Below are 26,209 nucleotides of genomic sequence, written 5' to 3'. Positions count from 1 at the left end.
TTGTAAGCGTTTTATAATACAAACATAGGAAGTAGAAGTAAATTTTTACTAAAAGGAGATTCCGATGCTGGGGAGATCATTCAGCTCATTAATGAGAAGCAAACTGTTGATTATCTTGTTTCTGGGTATGATTTTGATTTTATATACGTTTGATTCTGTTCATAATTCCTCCACTCGTTTTACATCGAGCGAGGATAAAACAGCCGCTAAAAACGTAGTGAATCATACAGACCAAGATCAAGGGCTCGTTCGTCCGATCGTACTGGGATTCTCGCAGCTAGGATCGGAAAGCGCATGGAGGAATGCGAATACGATATCCATTAGAGAAGCAGCGGAGGAAGCAGGCATTGAACTGCATTTTGAGGACGCAGATCAATCACAATCCAAGCAATTTGAAGCCATTCGTTCTTTTATTAAACAAAAAGTAGATGTTATCGCGATCGCGCCTGTTATCGAGTCAGGCTGGGAACCGATTTTGAAAGAAATTAAACAAGCTGGCATTCCGTTAATTATTCTAGACCGATTAGTAAATGTGAGTGATTCTTCTTTATATGTAACCTACATAGGTTCAGATTTTTACGAAGAAGGTAGAAAAGCCGGGAAATACGTGATTGATAAACTGAGCAGGCCTAAAGATACGGTTGGCATCGTTGAACTTGGTGGCACTGAAGGGTCGACCCCTTCCATAGCCAGAGGTAAAGGTTTCCGAGATGTCATTAAGGAACATGAGAATTTAAAAATTCTAAAGAGCGAGGCGGCTGATTTTACTTTTGCCCAAGGGAAACAAGTCATGAAGTCTTTTCTGAATAAAATGGGTAGTGAAATTAACGTCCTATATTCGCATAATGACGATATGGCTCTTGGTGCAATTGAGGCGATTGAGGAGTTTGGCTTGCGTCCTGGAAAGGATATTATCATTGTATCTGTAGATGGTACGAACAAAGCATTTGAGAAAATGGCTGAGGGCAAAATTAATAGTGTCGTGGAATGCAACCCTTTGTTAGGCCCTAACTTAATGCAAGCTGTTAACGAACTTATGCAAGGACGGAGCTTGCCCAAAAGAATTGTAACACCTGAGAGTGTTTTTACGGAGACGATGGCTTTAGAGGAAGTTGGTAAAAGGAAATATTGAGGTATGGGATTAGCCACCATTCTGGGTGGTTTTTTTGTTATGCTTGTGAAGCGCAACATCTCGTTCATGCTTGATCACCTCATACATATATTGACTAATAGACATGTAGTTGTATAATACATATATTAACAAATAATTGCATCATACAATCATATCCAAAGTAAACCATTCGTTATCAGTGAAAAGGGGAAATGAAGTGACGAGCAGCTCATCCAGCCGATCGGCGTTTTGGTTCATTATTTTAGCTATCTTTTTTGGAAACTTTATGTCCATACTTAGCTCGACTACAATTAACGTAGCGTTCCCCATATTTATGAAAGATTTCGACGCTGAGCTCGGCAAGGTTCAGTGGATGATTACTGGCTTTTTACTCGCTACGGGAGTTGTCGCTCCTATTGTGGGCTATTTCGGTGACAGATTTAGCTATAAAAGATTATATATTTTCGCGCTGTCGGGCTTTACGCTGTTCTCCGCATTATGCACGGTAGCCTGGAGCATCGATTCGCTCATTCTTTTCCGTATCCTGCAAGGCGTGTTCAGCGGTTTAATTATACCGACGACTCTGACGATGATTTATCAGTTTATTGAAAAAGACAGACAGCCGTTCGCGATGAGCCTATGGAGCTTGTCCTCCATGTTGGCGCCTGCATTTGGTCCGACTTTGGGAGGCGTGCTAACGGAATATTTTGGCTGGCAGTCGTTATTTTTGCTTAATTTGCCATTTGGAATTGCAGCAATAGTCGTCGCGTTCAAATGCTTGCCTTATCATAGTATTAATGCGTCGAAGACGTTTGACTTTCCCGGATTTATTACCGTGCTGCTCAGCAGCTCCTTTATTATTCTTTCTTTTACCGAAGGGAACGGATGGGGCTGGACCAATTGGAAAACACTCTTCTTTTTTCTTGTGGGAGTGGCGGCTCTCATTTACTTCATCCGCAGGGAACTGCGCGTAGCTAACCCGCTGCTTAACCTTAGTGTGTTCCAAACGGGCCGATTTACGTACAGCTTGATCATTAATTGCATCATTACCGCTTCGCTGTATTCGGGCACTCTATTAATTCCCGTGTTTGTGCAGGATGTCCAGCATTCGACCCCGCTAGTTACAGCGCTCATTCTGCTGCCCGGTTCAATGGTCATGGCGCTCTGTTCCCCCATTGTGGGTAAGCTTTACAGCCGAACGGGACCTTTTCCTCTTATTGTGGGCGGTGTAGCTCTCTTAATTATATCCAATTGGGAGCTGAGCCATATTAGCTTGCATGCTTCCCATGTGTATGTCGCGGGCTGGATGACCATTCGTTATGTTGGTATTTCGCTGGCATTCATGCCGGTGATGAATGCGGGAATGTCGTCCATTTCGAAGGAAAGGTCAGGGCACGCCTCATCTGTGACGAACTGGGTGAGGCAAGCAACGGGGGCGCTATCAATTGGCGTGTTCAGTTCACTACTTGCAGCAAGGTCAATCGCTCACCAGAAGGAACAAGGCGGAGATGTGTCAGCAAGCGCATCTTTCATACGGGATCAGGGCATGACATTAGCGGTTCAGGACGTTTTCCTGATCGCTGTGTTTATATGTATCGTGGCTATTCCTCTTACTTTTATTCTGAAAGAGAAGCGAAATAAGCATCTGCCTGTGGGTCTCCAGGAGTAAAAAAGAACGCATGGGAAACCATTTGCGTTCTTTTTTTGTTTGGAATTCATAGTTAACGGCAATCACACTTCCAATATGTGTTAAAATTTGGTTACAGATTGTTAGAAAGGAATGAAGGTTTAATGATTGAATGCCCTTGGTGTCATCAACTCGTTCATTTGAAAGATAACGTATGCCCAAATTGTAAGCAAGAAGTTCTTCCAGAGCACTTAGTAGATGAAGCGCATGCTGCAGACAAGAATTATAGCGTTGATGTTGAGGAACTCAGTATTGAGGATGCGATAATTAATAAATTCAAATGTGCTAAGTGTGGAACTCGGGAATGTTTGGTCAAAGAAGTTGCCATGAATGGCACAGGTTTTAGTAAGATTTTTGATATCGAAAATAATCATTTTTTATTTGTTTCTTGCTTGAATTGTGGCTTTGTAGAAGTTTATAATCCGGATGTACTAAGAGGACATAAGTCGGGTAAGTTAGGAACCATTATGGATATATTATTCGGGGGCTAGTTATTGCATCTGCGGGATAATACTTGCGAGCTGAAGACGGCTGTTACTGAAATGTGAGCGAGGCGTCAGTGTCAAGAGGTTTTAATCAGTCTCATTTTGAGTTACCATAATAATAGAGGGCATTTTCTGTTTGAAGAAGTAAAGCAGCATCAGCAAGAGGAGGGAAGTAAACTGGAAAACTTTGCATGCTTATACATCGTACGCGGTGAACCTTATCGATCGGGTACCTGCGTGAATCTCAGTGAGGATGAAACACTGGTCGGCCGGGTATCCAATCAGTTAACTCCGGATTTGCCCCTCACGAACGCCTTTATTTCCCGGGAGCATCTCGTCATCCGGAAAGAGCAAGACAAGGCGGTTCTATATGATTTAGGGAGTCGTCACGGAACAGAGATCAACGGTGTATTGCTAACGCCGCACACCCCATATACGTTGAAAAATTTTGATATCATTAAGCTCTCTAAGGGGATGACCGTCATCCACTTTTCTTATATGTTTGCCGATCAGACCTTAGAAATCGAACCGCTCAGCATCACCAGTCATCTGGAAATACCGGAATTGCCACTCATGATTCACTGGGAGAGAAGAGAATGTGTCGTGGAAGGCAAACGAATTCTAATGTCCGAAAAAGAATATTTACTGATTCGTGTGCTGCATGATAACGCCAATCGGCTCGTTCCGCTCGAGGAAATTAAATCTAGAGTATGGCCGGAAAGATCTACAGGAGCAGAAGGCTTCTCAGACGTGACACTGGATGAACTGAATGCCCTGATCTATCGGGTGCGAAAAAAATACGGAAAAGCGACCTTTCTGATTAGCGCTGTCCGCGGCAGTGGCTACATGCTAGAAACTGAATTGAAATCGTCATAAGGAAAGTAGGGACACTTCTTGAAGTATATACAGGCAGAATATTCTGGCCCACTTAACGGAACGGTACATATTCCGGGAGCGAAGAACAGCTCCCTTGCTTTACTTGCCGCTGCTTGTCTGGCAGATAACATCGTAACTTTCGAGGGGATCCCACGCATAGACGATGTCCGTGTTATTGCGGAAATTGGGCGAGATATTGGCATGAAGTTACAACAGCAAGGCGGACAAGTCATCATTGACCCGCGATGGATTCACAGTTCCGTGATTGATCCAGGTAAAGCTTCGAGTTACCGGGCGTCTTATTATTTTGCAGGCGCGTTGCTTTCCAAATTCGGCAAAGTCACAATCGGGTTACCTGGTGGCGATGACTTCGTTTCAAGGCCGATTGATCAACATATCAAGGTATTTAAAGCGCTTGGAGCGCAAGTAAATCTCTTCAAAGATTATTACGAAGTCGAGGCTGCCGAGCTGAAGGGGGCGGAGATTTATTTCGACACCATTACTTCTGGCGCGACGATTAATGCCATGCTGGCGGCTGTGCTGGCCAAAGGGCGGACACAACTACATAATGCAGCTATGGATCCGGAGGTTTGCGATACGGCAAGGTTCCTCAATCAATTAGGTGCGCGAATCTACGGAGCGGGAACGGAACATATTCGAATTGAAGGCGTCTCGTATTTGGATGGGGGCACACACACAGTCATTCCAGACAGGCTAATTGCCGGAGCTTTCCTGATGTCTGCTGGGCTCCATGGGGGACAGGTTACTGTCATGGACGTCATCCCCGAGCATCTGGGATCCTGTCTAGCTAAGTTGGAGGAAATAGGGATGTATGTGGAATGTGGTGATAGTCAGATTACGGCATATGGAACGAATTCGCTGAAAGCGACGCGTATCCGTACAGGCATGTATCCAAGCTTCGCCACCGATTTACAGCAGCCGATGACCGCACTTCTGCTGCAAGCCAAGGGCAAGAGCATAGTTACAGACCGTGTCTATCCTAAGCGGCTTGCGCACGTTCCACAGCTGCGGCGGCTTGGCGCCGAAATTGATTTACGTAACGAAAGTGCCTTTATAACCGGAGGACGACCATTGCAAGGTGGCTGGGTGCATGCCACAGATGTGCGTGCAGGCACTTGTTTGCTGATGGCGGGTTTAGCGGCAGAGGGGAATACGTTTATTACCGGCGTTGAGCACATCGAGCGCGGATATGAGGATGTTATTGGCAGCTTCAGATCCATTGGGGCTAAACTTTCGATGCTAGAGATGGATGCGCAGGAGCACCTTAGTCAGATCAGCCAAAGAATATAATCGGAAATCTAAAACATCGCCTTCGAAATTGGCGGTGTTTTTTTATTTATTTCAAAAAGATGTCTGGTACCAAGATCGAATGCGAATTTTCACTTTTATTGGGAAAGAAAGCAACCTTTTCCGGCCGCCATAGTCTAATGTCTTAGAATGATTGAGAAGATGGAGGCAAAAATCATGAGAAATCGAAGGATTGCTGTGATGCTTTTAGCTTGCTGCTTCGTTATCTGGGACGGCCGGTGTCTGGTGGAGGCTAGCTCAGTTGGGGAACGTGTTGGTGAAGTGGTTTCTACCGATATCGCCGCTTATGTAAATGGGAAGCCGGTACATTCCATGAATATCGCGGGTGAAACGGCCATAGCCGCAGAGGATTTGCGGGAGAGCGGCTTTGAAGTGTCGTGGTCGCCGCGTGCGAGGACGCTACGGATTGAACCGAAGGTAGGGGGAATCCAGGCTACGAAAGAATCAAAGCTTTGGAAAGATCCTGACGGGCTTCCGATAGGAACACACCTGAAGGATGTACTGTACACCGACATCCAAGCCTATTATGGCGATACCCTACTCCGTTCCTTTAATATCGATGGACGGACGGCCATCCTTCTGAATGATCTCGATGCCTTCGGCACAGTAGTTTGGAGCGAGTCGGAACGGACGATCCGCTTCCAATCGAGGCCACTTGCAAAAGAGCAGACGCAGGAATCCTGGCGGGAAGAGGGAGCGAACTATGTGCTCCACTCGGTGAAGGATGTTGGCCTATCCTTGGATTTCAGGGAAGAGGGGCAATTTTATGAGGAAGAGCAGGTGGGCTTCGGGGAGAACGGGTTGCCTTATATGAAGCTGGATTTTTTTGCAGACAAATTTGGGTTTGCGAAAATTCAGAATAGAGGCAGCAAGAGCATTGAGCTAAGTGACGGGCTCTATTCTTTCTCCATACAACCTGGGAGTAAACAGGCGATCACATATTGGGGAGGGCAGGCTGAACACACGTACGAGCTGATCTTCCCGCCGCAGGTGAAAAATGGAGAAATTTATTTATATAGCATAGATTTGGAGCGCTTGTTCGGTTACATCGGAAAATGGAACCAGGAATCCCGGAATCTATTGATTCGGTATACGAGCTACGATGTGAAGGATTATGGCTTCCCTTCTCAGGAGGCCAGCGACAAGCTGACCGTGAAGGCTGTTGTGACGGAGCCATCGAGAGACTTCCACTTCAACGAAGGGATAGCTCTGAAACTGGATAACGACAACATCTTCGGCAATCTCATCTCGGCCATGCAGAAGACAAGTGCTGATGGAGAGAGAGTCTCCTGGATGGAAGTGCCGATTCGGCTGCATTTGGGGGATAATGGCATTACTGCAGAGCTTGTTCAAGGCGAACGTATCCTATATTCGGCTTCTTTCCCGGTAAGGAGCAGCTACGAAACGGTTCCGCTGAATGTAGGAATCCCTGGCTTCAAGCTAGATCAGAGCGAAGAGGGCTATTTGAAAACGGATACCTCAACTCCGATATTAACTGGGAAGGCGGATTCCAACTTTGCGTTTGGAGTTTCCAAGTTTGAAGAAGGTAAAGGCTTCGTTTCGTTTGCGTCCCCGGATCTGGTGGGAGTAAACGCTGGAACGTTCCGAATACCACTTACCTTAAGTAAAGGCAGCGGATTGTATCAAGTGCAGTTATACAGTCCGGTAGCCACACCGCGGGGGCCTGGTTACAGCAACGAAGGTTATTTCTATGTCATGTTGTTAGAACCCGAAGGGAGTTGAGACTCTTTTCATGGAGGACAAAATATGAACAGGTCCGAGTACAAGGATTTTTAGGCATTGATCATTCAAAAGGAGAAGTAAAAAGAGAAACCCCAGTGGACCAGATAATAATCGTACTGATAAGTCCACTGGGAATTATGCTTAAGCTTAATGAATGAGCAAGCTTGAATTAGTTTGAATATATTCAACATATCTTTTAGCTTCAAGTGAGAGGTAGGTATCGTTATCCTGTGAAGTTGCACGATAGGTTACAAAAGCAGGAAGATAGGTTCCATTACATTTTGTAATCGTTCGATGGATAGGTTTTAAAAACTCACTAATTGTGAACCAATTGTCTCCACCTGCTCGATAGCAGTTCTCCGTACCTCCCGTTGTTGTTGCAACAATAAATTCTTTACCTAACAAATAATCACCTCCTGGTCCATAAGCCCAGCCATATGTAAATACATCATCGAACCATTTTTTTAAAAGTGGCGGACAACTGTACCAGTAAAATGGAAATTGTAAAACAATCCGATCATAGGCTAAAAGTAATTGTTGCTCCTTCTCGATATCAAACTTCCAGTTCGGATACTCGTGATATAGGTTACGAACATCTAAGTGGGGGTTTTTACTAATTTCAAGCAGGAATGCTCGATTTGCGCGAGATGTCTCTAAATGGGGATGGGCAACTAATATCATAGTTTTCATTTTAAAACCTCCTGGATTTTACAAGTTAGCTTTACTACACCTCCATTATTGAGTCGAATGAAACTTTTGAAAAGTACGCTCTTTTTTCATACTAAGTCTGGAAATACATACGATTACAATCTGATTTACTTTGAAATAGTACGTTTTACCATACTAAGTACGTAAAAAAATAGTACTTACGAAATTCAGGATACTTTGGTAAAGTCGGTGTATGAGCTTCGGAAATTGCGTTACAAGGAGTTAAAATCATGGAAGTAGATAGAAATCAAACGTATCGAACACAGGGGATCGTGACTACTTTACAAACGATAGGTGGAAAATGGAAGCCGTTGATATTGTTTATTTTGATGAAAGGGGGGACCAAACGGTTTGGTGAATTGAGACGCATGCTTCCCGAAGTTACACAAGGTATGCTTACCAATCAGCTCCGTGAAATGGAGAAAGATAAACTTATTATTCGGCAAGTATTTCAGACGATTCCGCCAAAGGTCGAATATTCACTGTCTGAGCATGGAAGAACATTAAGCTCTATTTTGACCGATATGTGCGGGTGGGGGTTTCACCATATCGAATTTATGAACGGAACGCATGACATCCATGAAACTAAACTGGAAACCGAATAAGCGTCTACTAATTATGGTCGTTAGAAGGGATTTCCAAAAAGAAAAGCCACTTGCGGATGGTTATTTCCCGCAAGTGGCTTTTTTGTTGACTTTTAATAAAATACTCTACTCATCAGAACATCCAATGCACGTTCAATCTCTTTCAATTCTTCATCGGATACAGTTCCGATTCTCTGGGTGAGCTGCGATTCAATATGTTGAAAAACTTCGCCCATCATCGCATGACCTTCATTTGAAAGTCGGATCGACTGCTTGCGACGATCTTCGGCATCAGCAATCTTTTCACACAAATGTTTTTCAGTCAATTTTCTAAGCTCACGGCTTGTGTTAGGCATAGACATATGCATACAATCACTAATTTCGCTAAGTGTAACGGGCTGGCTGACAGCAATGTATTCTAGAATCTTATATTGAACGGGAGTAAGGGATTCTGATCTCACATCTTTCGTCATATCATGCGTTACTTGGTGCACTGCGGTCGTAAAGGTTACGAATTTCTGAAACAGTATATTCTTGTCCACATGATCACCTCATACTGAAATATTAGCATATTAATTATCATTTAACAATTATCATTTGACAACTAAAAAGGATGTGTGCTACGATTTACTTGTCAAAAGATAAGTAAAGGAGTGTTACAATGAAAACGTTGATCATTTACACGCATCCGAATCATCAAAGTTTGAGTTATTCATTTTTGCAGAAAGTCGTCCAGGGAAGTAGTGAGAATCCGAAAATAAGTGAAATGAGGGTATTGGATCTCTATGAGGAAGGATTTAACCCGATCCTGGTTTTTAATGAACATAAGCGTAGGAGGGATATGCACATCGACCCTGATCTTGCCATCTACAGGGAGCAGCTCAAGTGGGCTGACAAAATTGTATTCGTGTATCCGATCTGGTGGGGACGACCTCCAGCGATGCTTATGGGGTATATTGATCAGATGTTTGCTTCGGGATTTGCTTTTCAGGATAAGGGAGGGTTACTGGCCGAAGGTCTTCTGAAGGGGAAGTCGGTGGTGTGTATTTCAAGTATGAAGGGACCGGTCCTATACCCACTATATTGGCTAAACAATGCTCACAAAGTATTAATGAAAAAAGCGCTATTTAGCTATGTTGGGATCAAAAAGGTCAAGTTTTTTGAATTCGGCAGTATGGAGAGTCCGCGAGGCAACCACCAACGAAAATTAGAAAAAGTATATAACTATTTTAAAACGGTCGCTCATTAATTCTCGTGAAGTAGACTGCCGCTATTTTAATACTTGCGTTTTTTAATTAGTTGCCGTAGAGAATCAATGGCTAAACTAATTCCGATGAGAATTCCTGACACAGCAACTAATAATGCAAAATACTGAAATACCGAATAGTCATGCATTTTTCTCCAGTTAATAGGTCCTTTTAAATCTTCAATTACTTGATTCATGCCGTATATGCCGCTTATTACGGTATAGATTGTTAAAATGCGAAGCATATAACTGGCGCGTTTATTCGTATAATTGGATTGATATTCAAACAGATCGGTCAGCGTCCGTTTTACTTCAACAAAAAGCTCATCGTTCCCATAGAACTTGCGAAGCTGAAGGAAGATTTCTTTCCCTTGGGACTGAGAAACGACTTCTATAAAATAATACTTTGCAGAAAAATCCGTAATGGAACGAATCAGTTCTTCGATTTTACCCTGGTTTTGCTCCAAACGAACTTGTGAGTATTGGTTAGAAATTTTAAGCAGTACGATTTTGTGAAATAAATTAAGTAACAGACCATAATAATACTCTCCGTACATTTTATTGGCTATTTTGACCGCTGTGGGATGAGATTGTTTGGTGATACATGAAAATGCATTCTCATCAGTGATAAAATAAGTATCAGGACCCCACCTGTCATAAGAGTGCAGCTCGCTATATGATTTGATATAGTTCAAATTAGTTGCACCAATAAAAGGCTTGCCTTCTTTATCCAACCCATCGATACGTGCAGCTCGGTAAATGTCCACTAAAGAGATTTCTGAACCTTCAGCTAACGAATAAAAACATTCTACATACATGCATTCATCAAGAAAGAAAGGCAGCTTCTCAAAGTGGACTTCGTCCAACCGACTCTTGTCCAAAAACGCCAAGGTGTTTGGTCCTAAAATATGGAAAATAAACGATTCACTTTCTTTAAAAGTCATATTGTTGTTTTGAATATAGGATTCGTCATCTTGCTTATTCATATTTTGAAGCACTCTAAAACGCTTTGCGAATTCCAGTGCCAGTGAATAAGTGAGATCCTCACATTTTAGTTCTGTGCGAATCGTGATAAATCCAAGATCAAAAGGGCAAAGAATAACGTCAATCGAATGAATCGTAAAAGCTAAATTGTAATACGGGGAATGAAGGGAACATGCTATATTCATTTGTTTTGAATAACGTCTAAAGCCCTCCTCGTAACCTTCCTCATGAGGAAATAAGAAGCTGCTTGTGAAAGGTAGATAATATCGCTCTATTTCCCGGTGAGACACTTGGTACCCTGGTCCATAATAACGATCTTCTTGCTCTGTCTCGCATATAAAAAAAGGAATAAATTCATCTTTGTGCAATTGTTCCTTAAAACGTTTTTGAGAGTTTTGATTGATGGAAAAAGGGAAGATAAATTGATGCAATGCCACATGCATTGTTTTTTCAGTTATTGCCAAACGCTGCTCCATTTCTAGACCCCCCACAATTAAAATATATAAGTAATATTCCCAAATAAAGGTGAAAATACAAAATGCGTCTGGGAAGATTTATAGATTAAACAATGAAAGAGGGAAAATAATGAATATTTCAGGTAATGTGATACTTATTACAGGCGGTAGTGGTGGTATTGGATTAGCTTTTGCTGAGCGATTTGTCAAATTAGGCAATCAAGTGATCGTGTGCGGAAGACGTGAAGATGCTCTTCAAAAAGCAAAAGAACAGATTCCTGATCTTATTACTCGAGTATGCAATTTGGATAATGAAACTGATCGCATAGCCTTGTTTGAGTGGGTAACATCGAACTACCCTGAAGTTAATGTTCTTGTGAACAATGCGGGGATTCAGCAGCGTTTTAACGTTCTGAAAGTAGATGCAAGCAGTAATTGGAGCTATTTCAGCAAAGAAATCGCAAGTAATTTGGATGCACCTATCCATCTTTCCTTACTGTTTGCGCCGTTTTTTGCTGCAAAACAAAAGTCGGCAATTATTAATGTAACTTCAGGACTTGCTTTTACGCCTTTGGCGATTGCTCCTATATATTCAGCTACAAAAGCGGCGCTTCATTCCTTTTCGATCAGCCTGAGACAACAACTGTCGGCTACATCGGTTGAAGTCATCGAGGTTGTTCCTCCTGCAGTTAATACAAATTTAGGAGGCGCAGGGTTGCATACCTCTGGGGAACCGCTTGATGCCTTTGCTGATGGAATTTTCAAAGGCTTGAATGAGGGCAAGCAGGAAATCTCATACGGCAGTGCTATCGCTCGCTTACGCATGTCACGAGACGATATTGATCAGACAACTGAAGCTCTTTGGATTGCTACGAAAAGCTCGATTGAATAATAATCAGCCTCATATGCAGGTTGTTGGCAATGTGAATTACTTCGTCTTGAATCCGTATATCTTAGAGGATCAAGTTCTTGTCCGAGCCCCAAAGACAAGAACTTGATCCTCTTTGCTATCGTACATTCCTGTATAAAAATCCCATTCGCCGCTCAAACTAGTATCACGTCTAAAACTAGGGGTTTAATTCATGCTTAATTTGGTCCAAGAAATTAAATCCATATTCGCCGATCATGATGATTTTTTCATTCAGGAAGAGCAATTTGATCAAACAGCCATTTACCTTCTAGGATTTAAAACGCTGATAGACTTCACTAATTCAAATTTATATATTCGACAAATGGCGAAAACGTCATCTTCTATTACCGAACTATTCACTAACCTTAGTGATCAGCTTGACGTTGATGCAGAGCAAATCACAAAAGCGGTTGTTGAAGGCAAATTAGTACTGTTATCAGAAAGCAATCACAATGCCGTACTGGAACCAATCTCCCGTAACCTAAGTCGAAGCATTGATCAGCCTAAAAATGAAAGTATCGTTCATGGTCCTTTGGATGCATTCGGAGAGGATATCGATGTTAACTTGGGGTTGCTTCGAAAGTGGCTGAACACGGAACGTCTGTGCCATTCTTCTTATCAAGTTGGAGAGCTGGCTAAGCGAAGGATTTCATTGCTGTATATTAAAGGAAAAGCTCCAAGTACACTTATTGAAAAAGTTGACCGGCAGTTAAAACAAATTGTATCGGATATTGAAACGATTGATGACTTGAATAGGCATTTTGGTCAACGTAAGTTCAGTCCTGTGAGTTATCTATTCTCAACGGAAATTCCGAATCAAGCCATCGATTCGTTAAAAAAGAACAGAGTCGTTCTTTTTTTAGACAATTATCCCTTCGCGCTTGTTTTTCCTCATCTGTTTTTAGATATGTTGAGTACTGTAAACGACCGCAATTTCCCTTATGGGCTGTCACTAATGATCCGAACGCTAAGGGGATTGGGAGCCTTGGCCACACTTATACTTCCCGCTTTATATGTTGCGTTAACATCCGTTAACCCTGATGTCTTAAAAATCGATCTCGCCTTGTTTATCTCAGAAAGTAGAGAAGGCATTCCACTAACACCCATCATTGAAACCCTTACCATGGTTGTGATCGTCGATTTAATCATTGAAGCGATTGTGAGACTTCCGAAAAGTGTAGGACCTGCGATTACAATGGTTGGAGGAATTATCCTTGGCCAGGCGATGGTTGAAGCGAAATTAGTCAGTAATTTATTAGTCATTGTGATCACCGCGATGCTGATTGCAAGTTCAGCGGTAGTTGGCGTGCAAAATTCCTTGTACATTCGTGCTCTAAAGTACCCCATTTTAATTTTGGCATCTGTTTACGGTATTTTGGGTTTATTTGCTGGTTTAACTTTTGTATGTATCTATTTGGCGAGTTTAACGTCATGCGACATTCCGTATGTGACATTTCGCATAGAAGGAAAGGGCGACACAAAGTGACTTCAAGGTTGCAGTTTGGATTGGTTTTTATTATCATGCATATGGGTTTCGGTTATTTACAATATCCTAATCTCATATATAAGTTAACGAAAACCGGTCATTGGGGAGTGGTTCTTTCTTACGGATTGATACAACTGATCTTAATGTTAATCTACAAGAAAGGTTTAAATTATTTCCCTCAAAAAGATATGATCGACATTTATTTGAAGATGGGAAGATGGGTTGCATTCATTTTCCTAATCCCCTGTATACTCAATTTGACTGCGGTGGTTGCGATGAGCCTTCGTCATCATGCTGAAGGCATTGGGTCCATTTTTTTAATTCGGACACCTAGCTGGGCCATATTGATTCTTCTTCTCGCCATTTCAACCTATACGGCTATAAAAGGTTTAGGCACGATATTGCGATCCTCCGTATTCATTTTCTTCATTGTTAATCTTATGGTGATTTTTGTCGTTATTTCCTCGGTTGTAAACTTTGATTTTAAGAACGCCTTACCGGTATGGCCGTCATCTCTCGATTTCTTAACGGATATAAATTTCTTCTATCTTGTGGGATTCTCGTCTTTATTTTTAGGATTTGTACCTCCCGAAACCAATTTGACGTTCGGTCAACTTACTGGGGTATGGGCTTATGTGATTTGTTTCTATCTAGCTGTTGTGTATATTCCGCTCTTCATTTTTGGGCAAGAAACTGTCGTTACATTTCCTTTCCCTACCAAAGAAGCAGCGGATTCCGTTGATATGAATTGGTTTGTATTCAACCAGCAAACGATGTTTTTCGGTCTATCATTGGTCGGGTTCACAGTGATATTAAATGCTGTTTTACTATGGATGATTGGTCAAATCATACAGAAATTGTTCAATTGGCAGAGAAGCAAAGCCTCTTATTGGATTAGTGCCTTTTCACTTATTGCATTCATCTTCGCTATATCTGTTCCAAGTCTGGCCTGGATTGAAAAATTTGCTTTGTGGGCTGCAGGCTCTAATGTTTTTTTTATAGTTATTATTCCTTTTACCATTCTTATCTATGGTTTCTTAACTGGTAAGGGGAGGTTGGGTTATGAAAAGAACTAGTTATTTCAATTTCAAAAATGTTATTGTTCTTATGTCTCTATCCCTTCTCAGCGGGTGCTGGGATATTAAAGAAATAGATAAGCGTGACATTCCTTTAATCATCGGGATTCGCAGGGAAAACGATAATCAATACAAAGTGACCTTGTATATTCCAGTAACGGAGAAAGGCAGTAAATTATCAAGAACAGTAACCCGAAAAGGTGCAAGCGTTTCAAGCGCTTTGGAACAGTTAAAAACAAATACGGAAGATGCCTTGTACTACAAGCAGGTACGATTAATTCTTATCCAAAGCAATTTGGCAAGTGACAATGAAGATATAAGTGAGGTGATTAAGTTTTTAATGAAATCAAAGGAATTACCTTCAATCGCATTGCTAGCCATTACAGATGAAAATATCGAGAAAATGTTTTCAACTATTAACGAGAAACTTGATGCCCATGCAACCTCTGTCATTGACTACTTTTATAAAGGGGTTGATTGGGCACCGGAGATTTCGACCACCCGCATTTGGGAAGCTTATCAAAGCTTGTTTTCATATACAAATGATATAGCCGTTCCAGTTGTTAATTCCGGAAAAGATACATTATTAAGTTTTGAAGGATCCGCGGTATTGAAAAATGGCAAGATTATGGAAAGAATTAACCCAAGTGAAAATCAATTCGTTAATTTGTTTCAAAACCATCAGACAAAGGGAAAGATTGAGAGTCTTGGCTACGCCAGCATCATGGTAAAAAATAGCTCCTTACAAATTAAACCGTCAATGAAAACGGATGAGCTGATGGTGTCAAGCGATTTATCTTTAAAAATAGAAATTCTAGAAAAAAAGGAAGACGTCTCGAATGATCAGATACAAAGTGATCTTGAGAAGTTGATCGAAAAGCGATTTTTCAGTTTGTTCGAACAAGCCCAAAGAAACAAAGCGGACATTTTCGGATTTGGCCAACATTTCCGCAATAAAATTCCTTATTCTGAGTTGAAAAACTGGAGAGACGAATATTACCCTAGTTTAAAAGTGAATTTTCAGGTTCATGTAAAAATAGAATAAAAAAAACAAAGGGGTGATCCCCTTTGTTTTTTTTTATAGCTAGATGTTCAAATGTAAATTAGAATATGTTATTCCAAGACTATGGAACCTTCCGGTAAAACAGCATCCGTATCGACAGCGATTAATCCTACCCCGCCTGGGACATATACAGCTACCGTATCTTCACTAACATTTACATAATTTCCAGGAACATAGGTACCATTAACTAAAGTTTGAACAAATCCATCCTTATACGTGTGAATTGGCATTTCGTCCGTTTCGGTTGCAGCGCTTATGACGCTCGGAACCATTAAACTCGAAATTGCAAGAAGTAAAACCAATTTTGTTTTGAATGTACTCATCTTGTACCACTCTCCCAAGGTATGTTTTATTGTACTGCTACATAATATCTGTAAACAATTGGGGATATAATTGAAACATTTAACAAAGAAATTTTTGGAAATGTTAATCTTATATTTGTGCTCGGTAGCTTTTCCCAAGTGCGGTACCTAAAGGATAATAATGACGGAAATTATAAATAAGAGGTTGCCAGCTTGACGGGTTAATGTGTGATCCGCTTGTCACGATGGCCGGGATGGCGTGAACCTGCTTCGCTTCGACTTCGACGACAGCCATTGAAGGAGCATAATCAGGTACAGTTATTTGTCTGATTTCGCATTCGATTTGTAGTGGGCATTCTCTTATCCGATCTGGCTTCACTACGTGTGATACTTGGGAGTTAAGACCAGCAGCAGAGAATTTGTCTTTTTCATAACGAATGCCCATCTGCATTTTACTTTCAGGAACCGGATATTTACCCGTAAGGTGTGCCAGCTTCTCAACATTCTCCCATTGGGAGCTATCTGGTATGTTGATTACAAGCTGAGGAGTATGCTGGAGATTTTCAAATGCTTTCCCATTCACGCCGATCCCGAGTACAAGATATTGCCCGAGCGCCCAAGAAGAGGAAATCGGACTGATATTGGTCGTGCTATCTTCATTTATAGTCGTCAGCAAAATTACTGGCATGCCGTAGTACAGGATTTTAGGTTGGATGGGTAAGTGGTCGTCATGACCGTACATTTCGTACATCATTGTATGCCTCCGATTCGAATATGTTTGATTTGATATATCCATATCCATTGTAAAACATAGACATTTCAACTATCATCGAAATATGAAATACAATATGCGAATGATAGAAAGGTGAGACACGTATGGGACATGAGTCAAATATTTCCTCAGTTGCTTCCCTGCTAGCTGACTCTTCTCGCGCTGCGATGATTGCTCTTCTAATGGATGGGCGTCATCATCCTGCTGGTGAACTGGCCGCTGCTGCTGCAGTGACCCCTCAAACGGCCAGCTTTCATTTGTCAAAAATGGTTGAGACAGGTATAGTTATGGTTGAAAAACACGGTCGTCACCGCTATTACCGCATCGGCAGACAAGAGGACGCTGTAATTATCGAGCAAATACTTACGCTTGTGAAACCAGTAGAAGTGCGTTCTCTGCGGGAATCCGTGCAAATGCGGACATTGCGCCACGCTCGCTTCTGTTACGATCATTTAGCTGGTCAAGTAGCTGTTGCGATAACGGAATCGATGGTTGCGCATAACTACCTGCATATAGAAGGTATGGACTACATCATCACCGAGAGTGGAGAGACGTTTTTCAAGGATTTGGGTATTCATCTCAAAGATGTACGCAAGAAGCGGAGATCTTTCTCTCGCTGCTGCCTCGATTGGACGGAAAGGAAATACCATCTGGCTGGATCTCTCGGTCATGCATTAACTGATCATTTATTCCAACTCCAATGGCTTATAAGGCATGATTCGGGTCGTGGGGTTCATGTGACAAAAGAAGGGGAAGCGGGCATTTACCGAACTTTTGGTATTGACCTGCGGGGGATCCGGGAGGGCCTCTGAGTTGTTCAGACTACCAAGAAGATAAGAAGAGGTGTAATTATAGTGAAACTTATCGATTTAAGTGTCCCTATCAGTCCACGAATTAGGGAGCCATTGCCAGCAAAAATTGATTACTCCACTCATGAGGACGGAGCACTCCAGGCAGCAACTGCGCTAGGTCTCTCACCTGAGGATTTTCCTGAAAAGAAGGCATGGGCAACAGAGACTGTCACATTAAATACGCATTCTGGAACACACGTAGACGCACCATGGCATTACTGGCCGACTTCCGAAGGCAAGCCCTCAAGAACAATTGACGAACTTCCGCTGGAGTGGTTTTATTCGGATGGGGTGGTACTTGATTTCAGCAGTAAACCGCCGGGTTATGAAATTACAAAAGACGATCTAATTACAGAGTTGAACCGGATCAGCTATACCCTGAAACCACTGGATATTGTACTCATTCGCAGCGATGCTGATAAACGAATTTACAACGAACATTATGCATTCCTGCATGCCGGCGTTTCACCTGAAGCGACACTTTGGTTGCTCGAATGCGGGATCAAGGTAGTTGGAACGGATGGATGGGGTTGGGATATTCCGTTGAATTTGCAGGCTGAGGAGTATCGGAAAAATCCAAGAGAAGGTGTGCTATGGGCGGCACACTATCTAGGTAAGGATAAGGAATATTGTCAGATTGAAAAACTTGCGAATCTTGATCAACTGCCCAAGCCATTTGGTTTCAAAGTATCATGCTTTCCTGTGAAGGTAGAGCGGGCAAGTGCTGGTTGGGCGAGGCCAGTTGCAATCTTTCTCGATCATCTTTAAAATTTCGGAGGTATGTAATATGAGATCTGAAGATCAAATTAAGCGCATGATTAATCAGTTGGAACAGACAGCGCAGCGGCTCAATTCTGCAGACAACGCTGAAGAAATAAATGCGATTCGTTCCCAAATTGAAATTCTGGAATGGGTATTAAATGCACCAGTCGGAAAATATCACGCTTGAAAGTGGTAAATAAGACTGTAGACAGCATGAATGTGGGGCCGCGCGGAGTTTGATCCGGCGGTCTTTTATCGTTTAGTGGAGCAATTGAGTGCTAAGCACTGCTACATGAATTGGTAATTGAATCTGGGAAAACGTTACCAAAATATGCTAGTATGGTGAAGAGCAGTTTAATAGCCATTGAAGGAGGATTCGATGAAACGGATGCCATTTGAGCGACCGACGGAGTATTATGACGAGCGATTATTTCCTATTGATGAACAAATTTGCGAATTGCTAAAACAACGCAAAGAAATTTCGAGCAATAATCCAGGTTATCCGCACTTTGAGAATATTGAGAAGTGGGCTATTTCTTTTGACCTCTTTGAGGATTATTTGAAATCAGTCTTCCATGTATTGAGAAACGAGGAGCTTTATAGACCGACCGTCGAGCCTTCTGGCTTTCAAAAACACGTCCCAATTCTGAATTCAGTGGAACGTGATGAGTTTTTCTATACCTTGATCGCGATGCGGCAATACAGTAATGCGAGTGTTATTACTTTTAATATTGATTGGGATGTACGGAGTGATGACTCGCAAAAGTCTAATAGACCTAAACATTTCGAATTGTATCTAGGAGATAGTTACCATTGTCACACCGAAAGTGGAGGAGGTAGCTCAGGACATTTTTCCTTTAACTATGTTGTATCACCAGCATTACCTGACGATATCTCGGGGATGAAGTTTGTCTTTAGGGATTTGGGTACCCTCATAAGGGATAGACGAAAAGAGGATGAAATCGTCTTTCATATCAATTAATTTTAACGTTCATGTTCATGTGGAGGGAGCTTGAATGGCTGATTTTAATAAAATTCCCATGAAAAAAGTGCATATTATAGGTTCCGTGGGAAGTGGTAAAACAACATTAGCCAGAGATTTATCAAATAAACTGCTAATTCCACATTACGAATTGGATAATGTTGTTTGGAAGAGGCATAAACCAAGAGACATTAGAAGAACTGATGAAGAGAGAGATCAGCTATTCAGATCAATTGTTCATTCCAATAGTTGGATTATAGAGGGGGCTCATTATAACGAATGGGTTTTCCAAAGTTTTCATAATGCCGATTTAATTATATTTTTGGATACGAATTATTCGAAACGAAAGTATCGAATAATCCGAAGATTTATTTTACAGGTACTCAGAATAGAAAAATCCAACTATAAACCGAATTTGGACATATTCAAAAACATGTTTATCTGGAATGATAATTTTGAAAATAATATTAAACCAAAAGTTATGAATAAGTTAGCAGAACATTCTTCTAAGTCCATAACACTAAAAGATACAAGTGAATTTATAAGCTCTCTAAACTAACGCGTAAATCGTTACGAAAGCGCTTTATTCAGTAATATAATGAGAGTAGTACATTGACAGGTATAGTAGTATGCCTTATTATACAGCTATGGAGGTGATTGTATGAGCGAGAACAAGATCACATCCGACCTGTTGCGAGGACATACAGATACAATGATACTACGGCTTTTGGCCGAAGCTGATCGTTACGGTTACGAGATTGTCAAGCTGATTGCCGAGCGTTCGGGCGGCGAGTATGAACTTAAAGAAGCCACGATGTATTCCAGCTTCCGGCGGCTTGAAGCAGATGGCGACATCGAGTGGTATTGGGGCGATGAATCACAGGGCGGAAGGCGCAAATATTTTAGGATAACCGAAAAGGGTAAGAACACTTACGATCGCAACAAAAGCAATTGGGAGTATGCAAAACGCGTGTTAGAGAGCTTAGTATAAGGAGTGATTTGATAGGATGAATCCCAAATTAACGAATTATCTGAACAGCGTATTTACACCATACGACGGAGTGAAGAGTGTCGCCGAGTTAAAGGCTGACCTGCTTACCGATTTGCAAGAACGATACCGTGAACTCAGAGAGGAGGGAAAAGATGATGAAACAGCATTTAAGATGACAGTTGAGAGTATCGGCGACATCGAGCAAACGATTCTGGAGGTCGCCAACCTCTCCCGCTCACTGGAACGGCAAGTACTGACAAACTTTAGTGGAAGCAATCTGACAGATAGTGATTTTGCAGGCGTTACGGCGCATAAAGGGCAGTTTAAGGGCAGCGCACTGCACGGTTCCGACTTTTCGGGTGCAGATTTGACTGGCAGTACTTTTAAAGCTAGTGATGTGCGCGAAGCCAATTTTGACGGTGCGAATCTGACGGACTGCAGCCTAGACGCGCTTGATTTGAAAAATGCAAGCTTCAATAAAACCATTCTTGTACGAACTAATTTCAGCAAGTCGGGACTTGACGGTGCCAAATTCACTGATGTAAGACTAACCGATGTTACGTTAACGATGACCGATCTTAGAAAAACGATTTTTGAAGGTTGTTTATTTGATGGGGTTGACTTCAAATACACGGATCTTTCTGGGCAACGTTTGGATGGACAGACATTTATCGGTGTTAAGTTTGACAAAGCAGCCTTAACCGAAGTCTCTTTCAGAGGCGCTACATTTAATAATGTTTCTTTCCAGCCTGGGTTTACTCTCACTAATAAGTACTATCGTATGATCAAAACCGTCATCTTCGACGGGGCAACAATGGATAAACTGACTTATGCGCTGCTCAAAGGTATGGGAGCCGATCTATCCAAAGTTACGATTCGATAAGGAGGGAAAACAAATGACAAAGATCACAACGGAACCAACTAACAGCGGCTTCTCCAAAACAGGGCTTATCAGAATGCGCGATGTACTGGAACGGCATGTCGAGTCAGGGAAGATTCCTGGGCTCGTGGCTCTAATCAGCCGGAAGGGTGAGACGCACGTCGAAGCGATCGGTACAATGCGCCATGACGGTGGTGCGCCAATGAGCCGGGACACGATCTTTCGGATGGCGTCCACTTCGAAACCGGTCGCTGTTGCGCCTGTGATGATCCTGCTCGACGAGTGCAAGCTGCGGCTAGACGACCCGGTTGATCCATGGCTGCCAGAACTCGCCGATCGGCGAGTTCTGAAACGGGTCGACGGCCCGCTGGACGACACTGTGCCGGCGCGGCGGCCGATTACCGTAAGGGACCTGTTGACCTCCACGTTCGGGCTCGGCATGGATATAACGTTGCTGGGCACTCCGATCATGGGCGCAATCTTCGAGCAGGGACTCACGCCGGATCTGCCGACGCCGATGCCCGAACCGGATGAGTGGATGCGCCGACTCGGCACGCTTCCATTGATGCACCAGCCTGGAGAGCGCTGGCAGTATCACATTAGCAACGATGTACTCGGCGTGCTCGTCGCCAGGGTAACGGGGCAGTCGTTTGAGACGTTCCTGCGTGATCGCATTTTCGACCCTCTGGGTATGAAGGACACTAGTTTCCACGTGCCCGACAACAAGATCGACCGGCTGCCGCCCCTCTACGCCCCTAACCCACAAACTGGGGAGTTCAACGTGTGGGATGAGGCGAAGGGTGGACGCTACAATCTGAATCCGGCGTTCCAAGGCGGAGGAGGAGGACTAACCTCCACCGTGGATGACTATCACGCCTACTACCAGATGCTGCTGAATGAGGGGATGCACGGGACCGAACGGATTCTGTCCCGGCCAGCCATTCAGCTGATGACAACCAACCGCCTCACGCCGGAGCAGCAAGCGGTCCGAAACGCCATGGCCATCAACAACGTCCATTTGTCATTCGGCCAAGGTCAGCACGGCGGTTGGGGATTCGGCATGGCGGTGCGCACCTACCGTGGTGACTATGCGTCCATCGGCCAGTTCGGTTGGGACGGCGGAAGCGGTACCTCGACTTACGCCGATCCAGACAACCAGCTCACTGGATTCCTGCTTACTCAGGTCGGGATGTCCACTCCGGATTCAGCGAGGCTTATCCACGACTTCTGGACTACGGTTTATCAGGCAATCGAAGACTAACAGCAAGCCTTATGTGTTGTCGCTTGTTTATAAGAAGGCCGATGAATGTCATCGGCCTTTTTGTGATGGATTAGATAATGGCACCCTTGACGTTCAATGAACAAAGATAGGATTTGGAAAATTAATATTATCAATTTTTAAGTTAATAAAATTAACTTAATGTATTCATATATTCAATTATTTGAATTATAATTTAAATAAAGAAAGGAGTGGAGTATGAAATATCCTATTATCACACAGTGTCCTGTATGTGACCATTCGCTGCACGCCGTCAAACTGGCATGCGGACATTGCCGGACGACGATTGAGAACACATTTGAATTATCAAAGTTGGCTCTACTCTCACCCGAACAGCTCCATTTTGTGTACACCTTTCTTGTGAACAGGGGCAACATTAAGGAAGTTGAGAAAGAGCTGGGCATATCTTACCCGACGGTGCGCGGCAAGCTTAATGATATCATCACAGCCCTCGGATACGAGACGCGCAAGAAGCCGGAATTCGATGAGAAGAAGATCATTTCCATGCTGGAGAATGGCGAAATCACTGCGGATGAAGCGGTCAAAATGTTGAAAGACGAATAAGGAGGAACAACGATGAAAGAAGAAATCAGCAGAGTGTTGTCCATGATGCAAGAAGGCAAAATTGATTCAGTCAAGGCTTCGGAGTTGATTGACGCGCTAAAAGAGAAGCAAACGGCTCATTCATCGCAAATCATGCAGGTGATGGGTAAACCTGACTATTCGAAGAAACTTTCATCGGTATCAAGCAGATATTTAGACAAAACATTGAAAATACGTGTAACCTCCCAAGAAAACGATAACGTCAACATCAATTTGCCGATTAAACTGGTGAAAGCAGTTTTCGTTGCGGGGCACAGTATCGCGTCCAATATTCCGCAGGCTGCGAAATATGTGAAGGATATCGATATCAGCCTGTTGATCGATGCCATCGAGAACGAACTTGACGGGCAAATCGTTGACGTTCGATCTGGTGAAAATGATACAGTCACCGTAGTAATTGAGTGATCGGTCATGATCATTGTGAAGGTTAAGAACAAAAAGCTCGCTTTAACGATTCCAGTCCCTTATTCTGTATTACGCATGGGAAGTGGTATCCTGACTTCCTACATCATTCAGCGCAAAATGAGGGATTGGCTGTACCAGCAAGACCAACATGTGAGTTGGCACTCGAGTCCCAAGCTTGAGTTCGATTGGGACAGCAGTCGGTTTGGGTTTGAGCTGGTACTGTCAACTCTTGAAAACCGAAATACGAAGCAAGCAATCAGGCGGCTCATTAACGAGTTGCAACGATGTAAAGGGACGGTTCTGGTTGATGTCCAGGCCAAGGACGGTACGGAAGTGTTGATTAAATTGTAGGCCTTCTTGAGGAGCAAATCGCATGCGAAAGAATAGCAAATTGATTTTGGTTGAAGGGTTGTGCGGCACGGGCAAATCAACCTTAGCAGAGCGATTGCATCGCTACTTGTTACAGCAAGGCAGTTCTTCCCTTTTCTATGATGAGGCTGCTAAGGGACATCCTGTGAGCCTGAATTGGCACGCTTTCTTTCGAGAAAAGGAATATCCGGAACTTCTGAAGCGATATCCGGACGTAGCTAACGACATCCGTTCGCGTGTCATTAACGATGGCAGTAATTATTTGCTTCCCTACCGTGAAGTCCAAGCGTTCACTGAGCAGGATGCGCTTTACGCCGAACTGAAATCTCACGAGCTATGCTGGACAGATTCACCGGTAGCGACTCTTTCAGAGTTTACCTCTTCAATCCAGAGGCAATGGAGACGTTTCACTGAGGCTGCTAGTACTTCAGATGAGGTTATCTATGTGCTGGAAGCGGTGTTTTTTCAGCATCAGATTCATGATTTATTAGGGCACTATCAAGCAGATGACCGCCAAATCGAGTTACATATACAGGGAATCGCGGATCAGATTGCTGCTTTGAATCCTGTGCTGATTTATTTAACTCAACCGAGTGTGAGAGATCAACAGGTTTGGATTTCCACTATTCGTTCAAAACCCCGGTTCGCAACGGAAAAGAACATTAAATTTATGGAAAATCGGAAGCGGATTGAATGGATGTTGCTAGATCGTCTTTCTTTTCCAACCTATAGGATTGAAAATACGTTTGTAAATGTAAACCAATTAAACTGGGATGATGTCTTCAATAAAATGGTAGACTGTATATTTAAAAATTAAAGGCAGCTGGCGAAAATAAACCAGCTGTTTTTTTGTTATTCATTTGTCTAGCAGATCTATTCTGTCTTATAAATATTTTTATGTTTTACTAATCATTTCATAATTTGTCGAGGATTCAATAAGATTTTACACTGAAAATTCGGAATAGCAACATAGAAAATCAAATGGATAGGGGAACAACACCATGAAAATTACTGGTATCGGAGCGACGAACGACCATGCCCGTTTAATCATTGCTAGTTACGAGCGCTTAACAGGGAAGAAACTGTTGGAAGAAAAGCCATTACCTGGAACGGAACTCGATAAGCTTTATCATCTCCCTTTCATCGTCCTTTCCCATGGACGGGAGCCGGACCCGGTGCTCAATTTCGGCAACCTAACAGCACAGAAGTTATGGGAAATGGATTGGCATACGTTTACGGTCACACCGTCGCGATTGACAGCGGAGCCGATGGAACAGGAGGCGCGAGACCATTTCCTGAGAACCGTCAATGAACAAGGCTTCATCGACAACTACACGGGAATCCGGATTTCCAGTACGGGCCGACGATTTTATATCGTGGATACGACGGTGTGGAATCTCATCGATGAGACCGGTCATAACCACGGACAAGCCGCTACTTTCCGGAAGTATCGGTATATTTGAACTAACAATCCTGAATATGTGACCACTACAAGATTACGCGTCACTTGGAAGCCTCCATTCAACCTGGTGGTATTGATGTGCTTCGGGACTGGGTTCTTAGACACTATGGTTGAAAAAGGAAAATACAAGATAACCTCGAATATCTAGTGTAATAGTCATTTAATAGCTATGGAATTAACGTATATTTACGGAGGATTTTAGTGAGGAAAGTTGTTTGTTTTTTCTTTTTGATTGTAGTGTTATTATCTTTGGTTGGATGTGAGAAAGATCATGCCAAACAAATTGCTGATTGTAACAATGTTGAGCCGCCGATTAACTTAAGTTCAACAGTTCCAAATTGGGAAATAAGACCAAATATGTTGCTTTATGAGGCCAAGCCTATAAATGACCCGAAGCCGTTATCTATTGTTTCTTATGAGGTAAATCTAAAAAATCTCGGTACGGACGCGGCAAGAAACATACATGTGTATGTCGGCAACCGACTGTTTGGTTGGGAACGCATGAGCTTTGATTCTAAATCGAAATTGGCATGTTCAGAATTACAGCCAAATCAATTCAATATTTGGGAATGGTCACATGGATGGGACACACACCTTGATCCATCATGGCGCTCTACGATGGAACAAACTGCAGAGTTACGGATTGTGTGGGAGGACTCAGAAGGATGGCATCAGGTTCAAGGACATTTGCCAAGTCAATATGGCAGCCAAAGTTTCATGGCAAATGATTTAGGCCTGTTACCTGAAAAGTAAACAGTCACCCATATGAGAATGGGCATACATGTTTTATTATGGTCATGAATCTCGT

General features: G+C 42.8%; 31 protein-coding genes. 26 read left to right on the top strand and 5 right to left on the bottom strand.

What is annotated here, in order from left to right; genetic code table 11:
• Positions 1 to 91 precede the first annotated feature (91 nt).
• The 6 genes from AC58VC_RS07465 (at position 92) to AC58VC_RS07440 (ending at position 7,231) form a co-directional block, all read left to right on the top strand.
• On the top strand, positions 92 to 1,132 hold the full coding sequence (locus AC58VC_RS07465) for an ABC transporter substrate-binding protein (RefSeq protein ID WP_497368208.1): 1,041 nt from the start codon (positions 92 to 94) through the stop codon (positions 1,130 to 1,132).
• Between the two features lie 196 nt (positions 1,133 to 1,328).
• Positions 1,329 to 2,780 (top strand): MDR family MFS transporter, encoded by a 1,452-nt coding sequence (locus tag AC58VC_RS07460; protein WP_497368207.1) that lies wholly within the window; start codon positions 1,329 to 1,331, stop codon positions 2,778 to 2,780.
• 77 nt (positions 2,781 to 2,857) lie between these two features.
• Positions 2,858 to 3,289: a zinc ribbon domain-containing protein gene (locus AC58VC_RS07455; protein WP_497368206.1), complete on the top strand. Its 432-nt coding sequence runs from the start codon at positions 2,858 to 2,860 to the stop codon at positions 3,287 to 3,289.
• A gap of 96 nt (positions 3,290 to 3,385) precedes the next feature.
• Positions 3,386 to 4,159, top strand: a complete 774-nt coding sequence (locus tag AC58VC_RS07450) for an FHA domain-containing protein (RefSeq protein ID WP_497368205.1) — start codon at positions 3,386 to 3,388, stop codon at positions 4,157 to 4,159.
• Between the two features lie 18 nt (positions 4,160 to 4,177).
• Entirely contained in the window at positions 4,178 to 5,470 is a 1,293-nt protein-coding gene (gene murA / locus AC58VC_RS07445; RefSeq protein ID WP_497368204.1) for a UDP-N-acetylglucosamine 1-carboxyvinyltransferase, read from the top strand.
• A 174-nt stretch (positions 5,471 to 5,644) separates the two neighbouring features.
• Positions 5,645 to 7,231 carry a stalk domain-containing protein gene (locus AC58VC_RS07440; protein ID WP_497368203.1) on the top strand — a complete coding sequence of 529 codons (1,587 nt, stop codon included), beginning with the start codon at positions 5,645 to 5,647 and terminating at the stop codon, positions 7,229 to 7,231.
• A 147-nt stretch (positions 7,232 to 7,378) separates the two neighbouring features.
• Here the strand turns inward: AC58VC_RS07440 and AC58VC_RS07435 are convergent, their stop codons facing one another.
• Complete coding sequence (locus AC58VC_RS07435; protein ID WP_497368202.1) at positions 7,379 to 7,921, bottom strand: NAD(P)H-dependent oxidoreductase; 543 nt, start codon at positions 7,919 to 7,921, stop codon at positions 7,379 to 7,381.
• A gap of 248 nt (positions 7,922 to 8,169) precedes the next feature.
• Between AC58VC_RS07435 and AC58VC_RS07430 the strand changes: the two genes are divergently transcribed.
• Complete coding sequence (locus tag AC58VC_RS07430; RefSeq protein ID WP_497368201.1) at positions 8,170 to 8,544, top strand: winged helix-turn-helix transcriptional regulator; 375 nt, start codon at positions 8,170 to 8,172, stop codon at positions 8,542 to 8,544.
• Positions 8,545 to 8,636: 92 nt separating this feature from the next.
• On the opposite strand, the gene AC58VC_RS07425 is transcribed toward AC58VC_RS07430, so the two are convergent.
• Entirely contained in the window at positions 8,637 to 9,065 is a 429-nt protein-coding gene (locus AC58VC_RS07425) for a MarR family winged helix-turn-helix transcriptional regulator (RefSeq protein WP_497368200.1), read from the bottom strand.
• A gap of 119 nt (positions 9,066 to 9,184) precedes the next feature.
• Here AC58VC_RS07425 and AC58VC_RS07420 point away from each other — a divergent pair, with 119 nt between their 5' ends.
• Complete coding sequence (locus tag AC58VC_RS07420; protein WP_497368199.1) at positions 9,185 to 9,772, top strand: NAD(P)H-dependent oxidoreductase; 588 nt, start codon at positions 9,185 to 9,187, stop codon at positions 9,770 to 9,772.
• A gap of 26 nt (positions 9,773 to 9,798) precedes the next feature.
• Here AC58VC_RS07420 and AC58VC_RS07415 read toward each other — a convergent pair whose 3' ends face one another.
• Positions 9,799 to 11,229, bottom strand: coding sequence for a hypothetical protein (locus AC58VC_RS07415; RefSeq protein WP_497368198.1), 1,431 nt, complete (start codon positions 11,227 to 11,229; stop codon positions 9,799 to 9,801).
• Positions 11,230 to 11,338: 109 nt separating this feature from the next.
• On the opposite strand from AC58VC_RS07415, the gene AC58VC_RS07410 reads away from it, so the two are divergent.
• From AC58VC_RS07410 to AC58VC_RS07395, 4 genes are all read left to right on the top strand, one after another.
• Positions 11,339 to 12,100 carry an SDR family oxidoreductase gene (locus AC58VC_RS07410; RefSeq protein ID WP_497368197.1) on the top strand — a complete coding sequence of 254 codons (762 nt, stop codon included), beginning with the start codon at positions 11,339 to 11,341 and terminating at the stop codon, positions 12,098 to 12,100.
• 190 nt (positions 12,101 to 12,290) lie between these two features.
• Positions 12,291 to 13,604: a spore germination protein gene (locus AC58VC_RS07405; protein ID WP_497368196.1), complete on the top strand. Its 1,314-nt coding sequence runs from the start codon at positions 12,291 to 12,293 to the stop codon at positions 13,602 to 13,604.
• Complete coding sequence (locus AC58VC_RS07400; RefSeq protein WP_497368195.1) at positions 13,523 to 14,680, top strand: GerAB/ArcD/ProY family transporter; 1,158 nt, start codon at positions 13,523 to 13,525, stop codon at positions 14,678 to 14,680. The genes AC58VC_RS07405 and AC58VC_RS07400 overlap by 82 nt, the downstream gene beginning before the upstream one ends.
• Positions 14,667 to 15,725, top strand: coding sequence for a Ger(x)C family spore germination protein (locus tag AC58VC_RS07395; protein ID WP_497368194.1), 1,059 nt, complete (start codon positions 14,667 to 14,669; stop codon positions 15,723 to 15,725). The genes AC58VC_RS07400 and AC58VC_RS07395 overlap by 14 nt, the downstream gene beginning before the upstream one ends.
• A gap of 68 nt (positions 15,726 to 15,793) precedes the next feature.
• Here AC58VC_RS07395 and AC58VC_RS07390 read toward each other — a convergent pair whose 3' ends face one another.
• Positions 15,794 to 16,066, bottom strand: coding sequence for a hypothetical protein (locus tag AC58VC_RS07390; protein WP_497368193.1), 273 nt, complete (start codon positions 16,064 to 16,066; stop codon positions 15,794 to 15,796).
• A gap of 109 nt (positions 16,067 to 16,175) precedes the next feature.
• Positions 16,176 to 16,796, bottom strand: coding sequence for a flavin reductase family protein (locus tag AC58VC_RS07385; protein ID WP_497368988.1), 621 nt, complete (start codon positions 16,794 to 16,796; stop codon positions 16,176 to 16,178).
• A 125-nt stretch (positions 16,797 to 16,921) separates the two neighbouring features.
• On the opposite strand from AC58VC_RS07385, the gene AC58VC_RS07380 reads away from it, so the two are divergent.
• From AC58VC_RS07380 to AC58VC_RS07315, 14 genes are all read left to right on the top strand, one after another.
• Positions 16,922 to 17,629 carry an ArsR/SmtB family transcription factor gene (locus AC58VC_RS07380; RefSeq protein ID WP_497368192.1) on the top strand — a complete coding sequence of 236 codons (708 nt, stop codon included), beginning with the start codon at positions 16,922 to 16,924 and terminating at the stop codon, positions 17,627 to 17,629.
• Positions 17,630 to 17,671: 42 nt separating this feature from the next.
• The gene (locus AC58VC_RS07375; RefSeq protein WP_497368191.1) at positions 17,672 to 18,436 is read left to right on the top strand and encodes a cyclase family protein; all 765 of its coding nucleotides are present in this window, start codon (positions 17,672 to 17,674) and stop codon (positions 18,434 to 18,436) included.
• A 19-nt stretch (positions 18,437 to 18,455) separates the two neighbouring features.
• Positions 18,456 to 18,617, top strand: a complete 162-nt coding sequence (locus AC58VC_RS07370; RefSeq protein WP_497368190.1) for a hypothetical protein — start codon at positions 18,456 to 18,458, stop codon at positions 18,615 to 18,617.
• 192 nt (positions 18,618 to 18,809) lie between these two features.
• Positions 18,810 to 19,412: a hypothetical protein gene (locus AC58VC_RS07365; RefSeq protein WP_497368189.1), complete on the top strand. Its 603-nt coding sequence runs from the start codon at positions 18,810 to 18,812 to the stop codon at positions 19,410 to 19,412.
• Between the two features lie 34 nt (positions 19,413 to 19,446).
• Positions 19,447 to 19,971 (top strand): P-loop NTPase family protein, encoded by a 525-nt coding sequence (locus AC58VC_RS07360; protein WP_497368188.1) that lies wholly within the window; start codon positions 19,447 to 19,449, stop codon positions 19,969 to 19,971.
• Between the two features lie 102 nt (positions 19,972 to 20,073).
• A complete protein-coding gene (locus AC58VC_RS07355; RefSeq protein WP_497368187.1) occupies positions 20,074 to 20,403 on the top strand; it encodes a PadR family transcriptional regulator in 330 nt (109 codons plus the stop codon).
• Between the two features lie 16 nt (positions 20,404 to 20,419).
• Positions 20,420 to 21,286, top strand: coding sequence for a pentapeptide repeat-containing protein (locus AC58VC_RS07350; protein WP_497368186.1), 867 nt, complete (start codon positions 20,420 to 20,422; stop codon positions 21,284 to 21,286).
• Between the two features lie 13 nt (positions 21,287 to 21,299).
• Positions 21,300 to 22,544, top strand: a complete 1,245-nt coding sequence (locus AC58VC_RS07345; RefSeq protein WP_497368185.1) for a serine hydrolase domain-containing protein — start codon at positions 21,300 to 21,302, stop codon at positions 22,542 to 22,544.
• 216 nt (positions 22,545 to 22,760) lie between these two features.
• A complete protein-coding gene (locus tag AC58VC_RS07340; RefSeq protein WP_497368184.1) occupies positions 22,761 to 23,126 on the top strand; it encodes a DUF2089 domain-containing protein in 366 nt (121 codons plus the stop codon).
• 12 nt (positions 23,127 to 23,138) lie between these two features.
• On the top strand, positions 23,139 to 23,570 hold the full coding sequence (locus tag AC58VC_RS07335; protein ID WP_497368183.1) for a hypothetical protein: 432 nt from the start codon (positions 23,139 to 23,141) through the stop codon (positions 23,568 to 23,570).
• A 6-nt stretch (positions 23,571 to 23,576) separates the two neighbouring features.
• The gene (locus tag AC58VC_RS07330) at positions 23,577 to 23,921 is read left to right on the top strand and encodes a hypothetical protein (RefSeq protein WP_497368182.1); all 345 of its coding nucleotides are present in this window, start codon (positions 23,577 to 23,579) and stop codon (positions 23,919 to 23,921) included.
• Between the two features lie 22 nt (positions 23,922 to 23,943).
• A complete protein-coding gene (locus AC58VC_RS07325; protein ID WP_497368181.1) occupies positions 23,944 to 24,756 on the top strand; it encodes a P-loop NTPase family protein in 813 nt (270 codons plus the stop codon).
• Positions 24,757 to 24,940: 184 nt separating this feature from the next.
• Positions 24,941 to 25,402, top strand: coding sequence for an MEKHLA domain-containing protein (locus tag AC58VC_RS07320; RefSeq protein ID WP_497368180.1), 462 nt, complete (start codon positions 24,941 to 24,943; stop codon positions 25,400 to 25,402).
• A 200-nt stretch (positions 25,403 to 25,602) separates the two neighbouring features.
• Positions 25,603 to 26,154 carry a hypothetical protein gene (locus AC58VC_RS07315; protein ID WP_497368179.1) on the top strand — a complete coding sequence of 184 codons (552 nt, stop codon included), beginning with the start codon at positions 25,603 to 25,605 and terminating at the stop codon, positions 26,152 to 26,154.
• Positions 26,155 to 26,209: the final 55 nt, after the last annotated feature.

It is taken from the genome of Paenibacillus sp. J22R67 (assembly GCF_059692175.1).
The sequence above is the reverse complement of the archived record's forward strand: the minus strand, read 5'-3'. Positions and strand labels throughout refer to the sequence as shown.